The 12,461-nt window shown below is 70.2% G+C and carries 11 protein-coding genes; 2 read left to right on the top strand and 9 right to left on the bottom strand.

What is annotated here, in order from left to right; translation table 11 throughout:
• Nucleotides 1–140: 140 nt before the first annotated feature.
• From ABVN73_RS04905 to ABVN73_RS04875, 7 genes are all read right to left on the bottom strand, one after another.
• A complete protein-coding gene (locus ABVN73_RS04905) occupies nucleotides 141–2,093 on the bottom strand; it encodes a response regulator (protein WP_353859171.1) in 1,953 nt (650 codons plus the stop codon).
• A gap of 13 nt (nucleotides 2,094–2,106) precedes the next feature.
• Complete coding sequence (locus ABVN73_RS04900) at nucleotides 2,107–4,188, bottom strand: ATP-binding protein (RefSeq protein WP_353859170.1); 2,082 nt, start codon at nucleotides 4,186–4,188, stop codon at nucleotides 2,107–2,109.
• A gap of 51 nt (nucleotides 4,189–4,239) precedes the next feature.
• Entirely contained in the window at nucleotides 4,240–4,671 is a 432-nt protein-coding gene (locus ABVN73_RS04895) for an ArsC/Spx/MgsR family protein (RefSeq protein ID WP_353859169.1), read from the bottom strand.
• Nucleotides 4,672–4,909: 238 nt separating this feature from the next.
• Entirely contained in the window at nucleotides 4,910–5,929 is a 1,020-nt protein-coding gene (locus ABVN73_RS04890; protein WP_353859168.1) for an ABC transporter substrate-binding protein, read from the bottom strand.
• 34 nt (nucleotides 5,930–5,963) lie between these two features.
• Nucleotides 5,964–6,773 carry an ABC transporter permease gene (locus tag ABVN73_RS04885; RefSeq protein ID WP_014240225.1) on the bottom strand — a complete coding sequence of 270 codons (810 nt, stop codon included), beginning with the start codon at nucleotides 6,771–6,773 and terminating at the stop codon, nucleotides 5,964–5,966.
• Nucleotides 6,774–6,797: 24 nt separating this feature from the next.
• Nucleotides 6,798–7,652, bottom strand: coding sequence for an ABC transporter ATP-binding protein (locus tag ABVN73_RS04880; protein ID WP_014240224.1), 855 nt, complete (start codon nucleotides 7,650–7,652; stop codon nucleotides 6,798–6,800).
• Nucleotides 7,653–7,754: 102 nt separating this feature from the next.
• Nucleotides 7,755–8,594, bottom strand: coding sequence for a hypothetical protein (locus ABVN73_RS04875; RefSeq protein ID WP_353859167.1), 840 nt, complete (start codon nucleotides 8,592–8,594; stop codon nucleotides 7,755–7,757).
• A gap of 167 nt (nucleotides 8,595–8,761) precedes the next feature.
• Here ABVN73_RS04875 and ABVN73_RS04870 point away from each other — a divergent pair, with 167 nt between their 5' ends.
• Nucleotides 8,762–9,427: an ATP-dependent Clp protease proteolytic subunit gene (locus ABVN73_RS04870; protein WP_353859166.1), complete on the top strand. Its 666-nt coding sequence runs from the start codon at nucleotides 8,762–8,764 to the stop codon at nucleotides 9,425–9,427.
• A gap of 6 nt (nucleotides 9,428–9,433) precedes the next feature.
• Here ABVN73_RS04870 and ABVN73_RS04865 read toward each other — a convergent pair whose 3' ends face one another.
• Nucleotides 9,434–10,615 (bottom strand): aminotransferase, encoded by a 1,182-nt coding sequence (locus ABVN73_RS04865; RefSeq protein WP_353859165.1) that lies wholly within the window; start codon nucleotides 10,613–10,615, stop codon nucleotides 9,434–9,436.
• A 125-nt stretch (nucleotides 10,616–10,740) separates the two neighbouring features.
• On the bottom strand, nucleotides 10,741–11,973 hold the full coding sequence (locus tag ABVN73_RS04860; RefSeq protein ID WP_353859164.1) for a diaminopropionate ammonia-lyase: 1,233 nt from the start codon (nucleotides 11,971–11,973) through the stop codon (nucleotides 10,741–10,743).
• 185 nt (nucleotides 11,974–12,158) lie between these two features.
• Here ABVN73_RS04860 and ABVN73_RS04855 point away from each other — a divergent pair, with 185 nt between their 5' ends.
• Nucleotides 12,159–12,440 carry a DUF2312 domain-containing protein gene (locus ABVN73_RS04855; protein WP_014240219.1) on the top strand — a complete coding sequence of 94 codons (282 nt, stop codon included), beginning with the start codon at nucleotides 12,159–12,161 and terminating at the stop codon, nucleotides 12,438–12,440.
• The last annotated feature ends 21 nt before the right edge of the window (nucleotides 12,441–12,461 follow it).

Below are 12,461 nucleotides of genomic sequence, written 5' to 3'. Positions count from 1 at the left end.
CCCGCTCCATCCTCATGGGTGTACCACCGCGAAAGGCGCGATGCGCATAGACCCGTAATAGGAGGCGAGCCGTTAACAGCCGGTTTCGTTGTTCGCCTTCATACGAACGGATTCCACCGTGAGCATAGGATTTCCACCGCTCAGCGCCGGTTCACCAGAACCAGGATCTTCTCCTCGAGCTGTTCGGGAGAAAAGGGTTTGGCGATGTAGGCGGTGACGTCGTGGGCCATCGCCTCCTCGACCGCGATGATGGTGGCGAGCGCCGTGACCATCAGGAAGGGCATGTCGGGCCGCACCGCGCGGACCAGCTTCAGGAACTCCAGCCCGGACAGGCGCGGCATCTTCCAGTCGCAGACGATCAGGTCGAAGGCGCCCTGCCGCTCCTCGAATCGGGTCAGCGCCTCGCGCCCGTCCTGGGCGATGGTGAGGTCGGTGATGCCGAGGTCGCGCAGGATCATCTCGACATAGCCGCGCGCGGCCGGCTCGTCGTCGGCCAGCAGGACGCGCAGCGTGTTCATGGCGCGCATCGGCAGGCCCGCCTCGGCCAGCGTCGCGAAGAACCGCGCGAAGCGCTCGGCCCGCTGCTCCGTCGCGTCCTTGCAGCGGGCGAGGTAGCCGCGCAGGAAGGCGGTGGAGCGGACATGGTGCCCGACCAGCTCGCGCGCCGCCGCCACGCATTTCCCCTCGGTGAAGGCGCCCTCGGCGAGCAGGCTGGCGAATTCCATGACCTCGTCGACTTGGGGAGGCCGGTCCTTGGCGATGCGGGCGAAGACCTTGTTGGTGCGCAGGAAGGTGTTCTGGATCTCGTCGAGCATGCGGACGTAGCGCTCGCGCAGCCCGTCCGGCAGGGTCGAGCGTTGCACGCGCCGCTGCAAGTCGGCCAGCGCCTTGATGCGGGCGCGCGGCGTGCGGGCCGTCTCGAACAGGCGCTGGGTGAAGTCGCGGGCCTCGAGATGGCGGCGCAGATGGGCGACGATCATGCGCCGGCTGCGCTCCCCCGACACCGCCCCCTCGAAGGCCAGCAGATCGACAATGCGCGCGTAGTGGCTCTTGGCGTGCAGCACCGCCTCCAGCCGCGCGCCGGACAGCAGAAGCGCCACCCGCCGGTCGATCAGCCGGGTCGTGCGCTCCCCGCCGATCACCCCGCCCTTCACCGTCAGGCGCGCGGCGAGGAGGCTGATCGCCGACAGCTCGTCCAGCACCGCCGCCACGCTGTTCGGCTCCGCCTTGCCGCCGGACAGCGGCGCATCCCCCAGCAGGGCGTGGTGAACCCCCGCCTCCAGCCCCAGCCGGGCGGCGCGCGCCTGATGACGGGCGACGAAGGCGGACAGGCGGTGCAGGACCGCCGGGGCGTCGGGGTGCGACGGCGCCTCGCCACGCCAGACCATCGCCATGGCGTCCAGCACGCCGCGCAGCCCGTCCGCCCAGCCGAACAGCGCCTCGACCACCAGCCCGTTGGCCAGCATTTCCCCGACGATCTGGTCGAGGATGGCGATGCCCTCGCCGGACAGCCCGTCGCCGTCGAGCGACAGGATCCGCACCAGCCGAAGCTCGTGGTTGCGCCCTTCCCCCAGCCAGGCGGACAGCCAGCAATCGATGGTGTGGCGCCCGGGGAAACCCGGCGTCCGCGCCATGGTCTGGGCGACCGTTGCGGCGAACTGCTTGGCGTCGATGGCCAGAGCCGTGCCGCCGTGGGCGCGCCGGGCGGTGACGGCCAGCACCTCCTGCTCCAGCCGCTTCAGCTCCTCCAGCCGCATGGCGGGCGACCGGCGTCCGGGGCGGGCCTGCCGCTGGGCCACCCGCTCCAGCACCTGGGCGCGGCGCGGCCAGTCGAGGAAGGAGCGCTGCGGCTCCACCTTGTGCAGGAACTCGGTGGGCGTGATGCCGCGCGCCTCCAGGAACTCCGCCAGCTCCTCCGCGATCAGGAATCGCGCGGCGGGGGCGAAGATCTCCTCGACGCGGACGCAGACGGCGGACTCCGGCGATTCCACCGGGGCGTCGCCGCTCAGCTCGCCAAGGAGCGCGTCGACGTCGTAAACGCCGATGGGAATGCCGTCGGTCGACAGGGTTGAGGATGGTGGAGCGGCGCTCATCGATGCCCCGCCATCAGATCAGCAGCGCGTGGATGGTGTCGGCCAGTTCGTCCGGGTTGATCGGCTTGCGCAGGAAGACGGTGCGGCATCCTTCCGCCAACAGGTCGTCCAGGCTTTCCGTCTCCGGCGGGTAGCCGGACATCAGGACGGCCGGCAGGTCCGGATTCTCCCGGCGCAGCGCGCGCGCCACCGACGCCCCGCCGAACTGCGGCATCACGAGGTCGGACACCAGCAGGTCGAAGGCCCCGCCATGGTCGGCGTAGGCGCGCAGGGCCTCGCTGCCGTCGGCGGCGCAGACCACCCGCATGCCCATGTCCTCCAGCGTCAGGCGGATGAAGTCGCGCACCTGCGCCTCGTCCTCGACCAGAAGGACGGTGGCGGCCATCGAAAGCCCCTCCGGTTCCCCATCCTCCGCGTCGAGGAAGGCGGGGCCATCAAGACCAAAGGCGTCCAGGCCGGGGGCGTCCGCCTCCTGCGGCTCCGCGGCGTCCTCCGCCGGGAAGCGGAGCGTGAAAACGGTGCCGCGCCCCGGCTCGCTGTCCACCTCGACCGTGCCGCCGGCCCGCGCCACCGTGGAATAGACCAGCGCCAGCCCCAGCCCGGTTCCGGCTCCCGGCTCCTTGGTGGTGAAGAAGGGTTCGAAGATGCGGTCGATCACCGCCGGGTCGATGCCGCAACCGGTGTCGGCGACGGTGATGGTGACTCCGAGACCGTCCGGCCGCTCCACCGCGATGGTGATCGGCCCGCCCTCCGGCATGGCGTCGCGGGCGTTGAGCACGAGGTTGAGCAGCGACTGGTGCAGCAGGGCCGGGTCGATGGTCACCACCGCCCCGCCCCCGGCGCCTTCGGTCCGCAGCGGGTGGCGCTCGCCCAGCGTGGGGCCGAGGAAGCGGCGCAGATCGTCGATCACCGCGCCGACGCGCACGGGACGCGCCGCGTCGGTCTGGCCGGGCCGCCCGAAGCTGAGAAGCTGGGCGGTCAGGCCGGAGGCGCGGTCGGTCGCCTTGACGATCTCGGTCAGGCACTGCTCGACCCGCGGCCGGTCCTGCGGAGCGCGGCGGGCCATCTGGGCGAAGCCGCCGATGGCCGTCAGCATGTTGTTGAACTCGTGGGCGATGCCGCCGGCCAGCTGGCCGATGGCCTGCATCTTCTGCGCCTGCTGGATGGCGCGCTCCGCCTGCTTGCGCCCGGTGATGTCGATGAGGACGAGGAACCACGCCGCCTCCCCCTCAACCGCGAAGGGGTGGATGCCGACCTCCAGCTCGCGCAGGGCGCCCTGCGCGGTGAGGAAGCGGGCCTCGACCGGCGGGGGCGCCTCCAGCCCGCCGCCGGGCGGGGGCAGCCAGTCGAACAGGCGTTGAATCCCGTCGAACTCCGTCGCCTCGACCAGCGGGATGCGCAGCATGGCCTCGGGATCGCCGCTGCCCAGGATCAGCGCGGCGGAGCGGTTGGCGAAGCGCAGCCGCAGCCCGTCCCAGATCAGGATGCCGTAGGGCGCCATCTCCACCAGCCGGCGGTAGCGCGCCTCGCTGTCGGCCAGCGCCTCCTCGTGCCGCTTCAGCTCGGTGATGTCGGTGAGGATCTTGACCACGCCGCCGAAGCGCGTGGCGTGTTCGCTGATGCGGTACCAGCGCCCGTCGCCGAGTTGGTGGTCGGTCGGCGGCCCGCTGCGGATATGACGGCTCAGCCGCTCGGCGATCCAGTCGGACGGGTCGCCCAGATCGTCGCCGGCGGCCCCCCGCTCCACCGCGACCCGCAGCAGGTCGGCGAAGCGGACGCCGGGAACCAGGTGGTCGGACAGCAGCGGGTAGGCGGCGCGGTACCGGTCGTTGCACAGCACCAGCCGCCCGTCGGCGCCGAACAGCACGAAGCCTTCGGACACGCAGCCGATGGCGTCGGACAGCAAGGCACGGAAATGCGTCTCGCCGTCCTCCGGAGGCTGGCATGACGTCGGGTCATCCAGGACGGTGGACAGCCGGTCGCGCAGCGCCCGCAACGGTTCGCGGAGATGCGCCAAGGCACCGGGCGGCGCGGCGGAGAGGCGCGCGCCCAGGCTGGAGAGGAGTTCCGCAAGCTCTTGGTCGGGCCGGTCCATAGCCCGGCATTCAACCACTCCCCCCGGTCCTCCCGCCAGTTGATTCCGCGCTCAGCCCTGCTTCGGGAAATGGTGATGGCCATGGTCGCAGACGCCGCGCGAATGCTTGTCGTCGCAGCTTTCGCCGGACGCGGTCAGGCCGATCCAGGCGTGCAGCGCGTTGGGGTCGAACCCGGCCTTGCGGTCCGCCCCGACCTGGAGCAGCGGGCGGCGGATCAGGTCGCGGTCGGCCAGCAGGGCAGCCAGCGCCGACTCCTCGTCCAGCTCGTCGGGCTTCACGGCGCCGGTCTTCACGGCGGCGGCGCGGCGGTTGAACCAGTCCTCGACCGGACGGTCCCCGAAGAAGGGGCGCAGGGTTTCGGCGGTGAGGGGCTCCGCGGCCAGATCGCGCTCCACCAGCGTGTGGCCGGCGGCCTGGAGCTGCAGCTTCTGCTTGGCGTTCGCCGTGCAGCCGGACAGACCGTAGAAGATCACTTCCGCCATGGGGTTGGTGCTCCGCATCGAAACAGGACGAATTAGGTCCAGTCTACCGGCGCGGAGACCGGGGGTGCCGGTGACGGAGTGTCGCACCTGTCTCCCCTCTCCCGCCCCGGGAGAGGGAGGGACCCGCCACGAAGCGGTGGGAGGGTGAGGGTACCGTCAAGAATCAGAGCCTCAATCCTTGAGCGACCCTCACCCGGCCCTTCGGGCCACCCTCTCCCGGGACGGGAGAGGGAACAACTCACTTGATGCGCTTCAGCGAATCCTCGACATAGGCGTTCGTGTAGGTCTTGGACAGGTCGATGTCCGTCGCGGCCACCGCCTTGTCGAAGGCCTTCAGCACCTTGTAGGCGGCCTCCGGCCCCTCCTGGGAGAAGCGGCCGTCGGGCGAATAGGTCGGCTTCGAATGCTCGAAGGCCTGGGCGTAGAGCGTCTGGTTGCCGAGGAAGTATTCCGGCGGCAGGACCTTCAGGACGTCCTCGGTCTTGGCCTGGTCCAGCCACTTCAGCGTCCGCACGAAGACGTCGACCAGCGCCTGGGTGGTCTTCGGATTCTCCTTGATGAAGTCCGGCGTGGTGTAGAGCACCGCCGCCGGGTACGGCCCGCCGTAGGTGTCCAGCGTGCCCTTCTCCGTCCGGGTGTCGGCGATGGTGGTGACGTCGCCGTCGGCCTCCAGCTGGCTGATCACCGGATCAAGGTTGGCGATGGCGTCGATCTCGCCGCGCTTCACCGCGGCCACCGCGCTGGGGCCGCCGCCGACGCCGATGAAGGACACGTCCTCCGGGGTCATGCCGTTCTGGGTCAGCAGATAGTTGACCATGAAGTTGGTGGAGGAGCCGGGAGCGGTCACGCCGATCTTCTTGCCCTTCAACTCCTTGACCGACTTGATCGAACCGGCCTTGTTGACCGCGGCCAGAACGATTCCCGGATAGCGGCCCAGCAAGGCGACCGCGGTGATCGGCTGGCCCTTGGCCTGCATCTGCACCGTGTGGTCGAACGCGCCCGTGACGATGTCCGCCGAGCCGCCGACCAGCGCCTGGAGGCTCTTGGCGCCGCCGCCGAAGTCGTTGATCTCGACGTTCAGCCCGGCCTCCTTGAAGTAGCCGAGCCGCTCCGCCACCGTCAGCGGCAGGTAGTAGAGCAGCGGCTTGCCGCCGACCGCCAGCTTCAGGTCCTTCTTCTCGACCTGCTGGGCGTTCGCCCCGCCGATCCCGAAGGCCAGGACCACCGCCGCGGCGGCGATCACGCTTTTCATACGCATGGCTTCCCTCCCGAATTTCTTTGCTATGGCGCGGTCATCCCTGCGCGTTGGTCGTCTGCGCCTCCTGCGGGCGCCAGTGCAGAAGGCGTTTCTCGATGACGGTCACCACGGCGTCGATCACCACGACGAAGATCGTCAGCACCAGCATGCCGGAGAAGACGCCGACGGTGTCGAACACCCCCTCCGCCTGATGGATGCGGTAGCCGAGGCCGGCGGCGGAGCCGAGATACTCGCCCACCACCGCGCCGACCATGGCGAAGCCGACCGCGGTGTGCAGGCTGGAGAAGACCCAGGACAGGGCGGACGGCAGATAGACGTGCCGGAACAGGTGCCGGTTGCTCGCCCCCAGCATCTTCGCGTTGGCGAGCACGACCGGGCTGACCTCCTTCACGCCCTGGTAGACGTTGAAGAAGACGATGAAGAAGACCAGCGTCACCCCGAGCGCCACCTTCGACCAGATGCCGAGACCCAGCCACAGCGCGAAGATCGGCGCCAGCACCACGCGGGGCAGCGCGTTGACCGCCTTGATGTAGGGGTCGAACACGATGGAGACCAAGGGCGCGCGGGCGAACCAGAAACCAAAGGCGATTCCAGCCACCGTGCCGATGACGAAGGCCAGCGCGGTCTCAAGAAGCGTGATTCCCAGATGGTACCAGATCACGCCGGAGGCGAAGTCGCTCCAGGTGCGTTCCAGCACCGCCAGCGGCGTGCCGAAGAAGAAGGGGCTCAGGATCTTCGTCGCGGTCAGGACGTGCCAGATCAGGAAGAAACCGATCAGCACGGCCACCTGCAGCAGCAGGATCACCGGGCGGCTCGGCAGGCGTTTCACACGGGCCACGGCCATGGGGTCCTCACGTCGGCTTGGACGTCATTTCAGTTTGGTTTGGGCGTAGCCCTTCAGCACTTCCTCGCGCAGCTGCCCCCAGATCTCCCGGTGCAGGTCAAGGAAGCGCGGCGTCATGCGGATCTCCGCCACGTCACGCGGGCGCTCCAGGTCCACCCGGTACTCGCCGATCAGGCGGGCGCCGGGGCCGGCGGACAGCACCAGCACCCGGTCGGACATGGAGATCGCCTCCTCCAGGTCGTGGGTGATGAAGACCACCGACTTGCGGTCCGCCGACCACAGGTCGAGCAGTTCGTTCTCCATCAACTGCCGCGTCTGGATGTCGAGCGCCGAGAAGGGCTCGTCCATCAGCACGATCTTCGGATCGACGATCAGCGTCTGGGCCAGCGCGACCCGCTTGCGCATGCCGCCGGAGAGCTGGTGGGGATAGCGGTCGCCGAAGCGGTCCAGCCCGACGCGGGCCAGCCAGGGGCGCGCCCGCTCCTCCGCTTCGCGCCGCGGCACGCCGCGGAACTCCAGCCCGGCGGCCACATTCTCCAGCGCGGATTTCCAGGGCATCAGCGCGTCGGCCTGGAACATGTAGCCGGCGTGCGGATTGATGCCGTCGACCGGCTCCCCGAAGGTCAGGGCGCGCCCCGCGCTGGGGGCGAGAAGTCCCGCCGCCACGTTCAGGATCGTCGATTTGCCGCTGCCGGTGGGCCCGACGATGGACACGAATTCCCCCGCGGCGACCGACAGGGTCACACCCTGGACCGCCGTGTAGGTCTGCCCGCGCCCGTCGGGCGATGGAAAGGTGCAGGTCACGCCGTCCAGGCGGAGCGCGGCCTTGTCCGCCCCCTCCGTCCGCAGGGCGGCCGCCACGGCGGCGCTGTCTGACATCAATGCGTTCCATCCCTGATGGTCGTTTTCACGGCATCTTGGCGGAATGAGGCGGCCTCGGCAATGGGTGCCGCCAACAATCGTTGTCGCGGACGGCGAGCATCAGTCCAGCCGCGCGAAGAAGGCCATGATCGCCGCCCCCACCCCTTGCGGCCATTGATGCGGGTAGAAGCGCCCGTTGCGGGTGCGGTCGTCGGCCAGCGGGCACCACAGCACCGGGTTTTCCTCGCCCTCGGTGCCGTAGCGCCGGCAGTTGAAGCGGTGCGGCTCGTCCGGCTCGCTGCCCGTCGGCAGTCCGTCCTGGGCCAGCAGGGAGCGGCGCAGGCGCAGGGCTTCGGACAGCGGCACCTGCTCATCGCGCGGGTTGTGCAGGACCATGGCGGCGACCGGCCCTCCGCAATCCTTGGGCCGCGCGGACCCGCCGCCGACGCTGGCCAGGCCGCGGATCACCCCGCCCCGCGCGCAGGCGAGGCTGTTGGCGAAAGACCCGCCCAGCGAATGGCCGACAACGAACACCCGGCCCAGGTCCAGGCAATAGGACGCCGCCACGCTTTCCAGAACGGCGTCGAACAGCCGGAAATCGCGCAGCCGGTCCGGCGGGTCGCCGGGGTCGGACCAGACGTTCAAGCCGCGGGAATCCTTCAGGCTGGCGGGATAGACGACGATCGTCGGCTCCGCCGCCTGTCCCTCCAGGCCGAAGTAGCGCCGCACCTCGGCGTTGCTGTTGGTCCGCCCGTGGAAGGCGACGACGAGGCTGTGCGGACGGTCGGGGCCGTAGCCCTCCGGCACGGCCACGATCAGGCCGCGCGCCGCCCCGTCCAAAGTTACATGGTCGGGCGCCGTCGCCGGGGGCGGCGCTCCGCAGCCGCGCGACAAGCGCTGCGGCGCCACATTATTAACCAATTCCGCCGATAAGCCCTGGAAGCCCCACAGAATCAGCAAGGCCGCAGCGCAAAATGCGCAAAATTGTTTCGCCATTCACAGCCCGAACGATCGCCTTCCTCCATAAACAGCCTGCGGCGAGGGACGTTGCACCTTTGGGCAGGCTTGTCGTTAACCATCACGCAAGCATTTCCCGGCACCCTCCTTCCCAGAGCAAGGAGGTTTCAATGCCGGTTCGCGCGACTGCACGCATGATGGTTCTGGGGCTGCTGCTGGCCGTCGGCTCGTCGGGGGCCGCGACCGCCGACAGCCTGTCGGTGAACCGTCCGAACCCGGCGCCGACGCCCGCCGCCTCCGACTTCCCCGACGCCACGCTGATCCGGGTCGATCAGACGGACTCCACGACGCTGCGGCTCGACGGCATCATCACCCCGGCCGTGGAGCAGCGCTTCTCCGACGCGCTGCGCAGCGTGCCGGCCGGCCAGCCGGTGGTGGTCGAACTGTCGAGCCCCGGCGGCTTCACGACCGCGGGCTACCGCATGATCGACCTGATGCTGGCGGAACGGCAGGCGGGGCGTGCCGTCGCCACCCGCGTGGCCGGCGGGCAGTCCTGCGAGAGCATGTGCGTCGGCCTCTATCTGGCCGGCTACCCGCGCTACGCCGCGCCGACCGCGGAGTTCATGGTGCACGCCCCGCGTCTGGCCGAGAACGGCCGCATGACGCTGCGCTCCACCGACCAGATGGTGAAGCGTCTGGTCGCGCTTGGCGCCGCCCCCGCCTGGATCGAGCGGGTGCGGGCCGCCGGCGGTTTCTCCGGCAGCCTCGACTACCGCGACAACGCCGACCATCTGGCGGCGGTGGGCGCCAACATCGTCACCCACCTGATCCGCTGACGTTCGTTACACTTCGCTTTCAACGAGGCGCCGCGCGATCTCCGGCATGACCGCCGCGTCCACGTTGGCAAAGGCGAAGCGCAGGTAATCGTCCTGGCCGGGACCGAACATGGAACCGGGCAGGCACAGGATGTTGTGATCGCGGGCCAGCCCCTCGGCGACCTCGTGGGCGCGCTTGCCGGCGAAGGGATGCCGGACATAGGCGAAATAGGCCCCGATGCTGGCGATGCGGTATGCGGTGCCGCTGGCCTCCATCGCCGATTGGAAGGCGTGGACGCGGGCCAGGATGTCGCCACGCTTCTCCGCCACCCAGCCGTCGAGATTCTCCAGCCCGAACAGCGCCGCCTTCTGCCCGACATGCGGGGCGCAGATGGCGAGGCAATCCATCACCTTGCGCGCCTGGGACAGCAGGCCGGCGTCGGCGATCACCGCGCCGACCCGGTAGCCGGCGAGGCTGTAGACCTTGGAGAAGCTGTAGAGCTGGACCAGGGTGCGCCGCCAGCCGGGCCGCTGGAACAGCCCATGCGGCGCCCGCCCCTCCCAGTCCGGAAAGTCGCGGTAGGTCTCGTCGAGCAGCAATTTGACGCCGCGCCGCTCGCACAGCTCATAGAGGGCGGCGATGGCCTCGGGCGCGGCGATGGCGCCGGTCGGGTTGTTGGGGGAGATCAGCACCAGCGCGCGGGTGCCGGCGTCGATCAGGCGCTCGGCCTCCGCCGGATCGGGGATCAGCCCGTTCTCCTCGCGCAGCGCCAGCGGCCGGGCCTCGATGCCCAGCATGTCCAGCGTCATCTTGTGGTTGAAGTACCAGGGGGCGGGCAGGATCACGTTGTCGCCCGCCCGCGCCAGCCCCATCACCGCCACCGCGAAGGCTTGGTTGCAGCCGGCGGTGATCAGCACCTCGCCGGCCGCGACCTCCGCGCCGTAGAGCGACCCGGTGCGCCGGGCCAGCGCGGCGGTCAGCGGCGGGATGCCGTCGATGGCGGTGTAGCGCGCGGTGTCCGGCGCCCGCACCTGCTCCGCCAGATGGGCGGTCAGCGCGTCGGCGGGCGGATAGCCGGGCACCGCCTGACAGAGGTCGATCAGCGGCTTGTCCGCCGGAAAGCTGCGGCCTTCCACCCAGCGCCACGCCTCGGCGATGGGCGGGGCCTCGGTGGCGGCGACGAGCGGGTTGACGTCTCTGCGGTCCATTCCCTGATGTCCAGTCTGCGGGGTCCGATTTTCATGGGGCGCCATGGTGGACCGCCCCGCCGGGCTTGCGCAAGGGACCAGAACAGGGGAACGCGCATGGCAGGGCCCGCGGGGCCAAGCCCGGGTCAGGCGCCCACCAGCACCGCGTCCGGATTGCGGCCCACCAGGGCCTCATAGACCTCGGGGTCGGTCGCCCCCTCCGATCCGAAGACCAGAACGCGGGCGTCCGGGGCGAGGCCCAGGCTGGCACGGGTCGCCGGGTCCGCCGCGGCGCAGAGCAGGCCGGCCAGACCGGCCACGCCGGACTCCCCGCCCACGATGGGCCGCCCACCGTGACGCCCCTCGGCCAGCAGGCGCATCGTCGCCACCGCTGCGCCGTCGGGGATGGTCAGGAAATCGTCGGCCCCGCGCTCAAGAATGGCCCAGGCCAGCAGGGACACCTCGCCGCAGGCCAGCCCGGCCATCAGCGTCTCCAGGTCACCCTTGGACGGCGTCGGACGGCCGTTGACGGCGCTCTGGTACAGGCAGTCGGCGGCGTGCGGTTCCACCACCACGAAGCGCGGGCGCTGGCGGCCCCAGCTTTCCCACAGATGGCCGCAGACGGCGGCCGGCAAGGCCCCCACCCCGCCCTGCACGAAGACATGGGTCGGGCGCTCGCTGGCCGGAAGCTGGCCGATCGCCTCCTCCACCATCACGGTGTAGCCCTGCATCACGTCGCGGGGGATGTCCATGTAGCCGGTGTAGGAGGTGTCGGAGACGACGTGCCGGCCATGCTCCCGCGCGTCCGCCGCGGCCTGCCGCACCGCGTCGTCGTAGTTGCCGGCGACGCGGACGACGCGGGCGTCGAAGGATTCGATCGCCTGCTGCCGCCCCTGGGAGCAGTTGCCGGGAATGTAGATGACGCAGCCGCAGCCGAACACCTGCGCCCCCCAGGCGACGGAGCGGCCGTGGTTGCCGTCGGTCGCCGTGGTCACGGTGATGCCGCGGGTCACCTTGGCGTAGCGCCCGACCACCAGATCCAGCGCGGTCACCGGCACGCCGGGCACGCGGGCCTGCACCTCGCGCACCAGCAGGCGCAGCACGGCGTAGGCGCCGCCCAGCGCCTTGAAGCTGTGCAGGTTGAAGCGGCTGCTCTCGTCCTTGTACCAGACGCGGTCGATGCCGGCGGCGCGGGCCAGCCCGCCCAGCGAGCGCAGCGGGGTCGGGGCGTAGCCCGGCCAGGCGCCGATCTCGGTCATCGCGTCCTGGAAGGCGGCGCGGCTCAGGATCGCCCGTTCGGCGGGCCCGTAGGGCTGGTCCGTGTCGGCGCGCGGATTCGAGAAGAGGCGCGGGGTGCCAAGCGGCGGCAGGTCGGACATCGTGTTCGCTCTCCAGCGCCGCAGGGACGGCCGCAGCCACGAAAGCACTGCCGGCCACGCCGCGTCAAGCCAGCGCGTTGTCCCCGGACAAAGCGCCGCGAGCTGTGCTAACAGCGCCTCCCCCCGCGGCCCGGCAGGGTGCCGAAGGCGGCGGGGTTCCCGTTCCTGAAGGAGATGGTTCCGTCGTGACGACCGGTTTCAACACCACCGCCGCCGACCAGCTGAAGCAGTTCGCCGACCGCATGGAGCGGTTGATGGACGAGATCGACGGCCTGAAGGCCGACCTGAAGGATTTGCGCAGCGAGGTCAAATCCGCCGGCTTCAACATCAAGGCGCTCGACAAGCTGGTCGCCATCCGCCGCAAGGACGCCGGCGAGCAGGAGGCCGAACTGCTGAACGACCTGATGCTCTACGCCCACGCCACCGGCACGCCGCTGGACATCGTGGTCCCCGAGCCGGCCGAGTGACGATTTAAGGATCGTTGCGAA

Source organism: Azospirillum formosense (assembly GCF_040500525.1).
GTDB classification, from domain to species: Bacteria; Pseudomonadota; Alphaproteobacteria; order Azospirillales; family Azospirillaceae; genus Azospirillum; species Azospirillum formosense_A.
This window is presented reverse-complemented; position numbering and strand designations above follow the sequence as displayed.

What these genes read in the sequence shown, in the direction of transcription:
- ABVN73_RS04905 (WP_353859171.1), bottom strand. Translation starts at nt 2,093, where the DNA reads ATGAGCGCCGCTCCACCATCCTCAACCCTGTCGACCGACGGCATTCCC.
- ABVN73_RS04900 (WP_353859170.1), bottom strand. Translation starts at nt 4,188, where the DNA reads ATGGACCGGCCCGACCAAGAGCTTGCGGAACTCCTCTCCAGCCTGGGC.
- ABVN73_RS04895 (WP_353859169.1), bottom strand. Translation starts at nt 4,671, where the DNA reads ATGGCGGAAGTGATCTTCTACGGTCTGTCCGGCTGCACGGCGAACGCC.
- ABVN73_RS04890 (WP_353859168.1), bottom strand. Translation starts at nt 5,929, where the DNA reads ATGCGTATGAAAAGCGTGATCGCCGCCGCGGCGGTGGTCCTGGCCTTC.
- ABVN73_RS04885 (WP_014240225.1), bottom strand. Translation starts at nt 6,773, where the DNA reads ATGGCCGTGGCCCGTGTGAAACGCCTGCCGAGCCGCCCGGTGATCCTG.
- ABVN73_RS04880 (WP_014240224.1), bottom strand. Translation starts at nt 7,652, where the DNA reads ATGTCAGACAGCGCCGCCGTGGCGGCCGCCCTGCGGACGGAGGGGGCG.
- ABVN73_RS04870 (WP_353859166.1), top strand. Translation starts at nt 8,762, where the DNA reads ATGCCGGTTCGCGCGACTGCACGCATGATGGTTCTGGGGCTGCTGCTG.
- ABVN73_RS04865 (WP_353859165.1), bottom strand. Translation starts at nt 10,615, where the DNA reads ATGGACCGCAGAGACGTCAACCCGCTCGTCGCCGCCACCGAGGCCCCG.
- ABVN73_RS04860 (WP_353859164.1), bottom strand. Translation starts at nt 11,973, where the DNA reads ATGTCCGACCTGCCGCCGCTTGGCACCCCGCGCCTCTTCTCGAATCCG.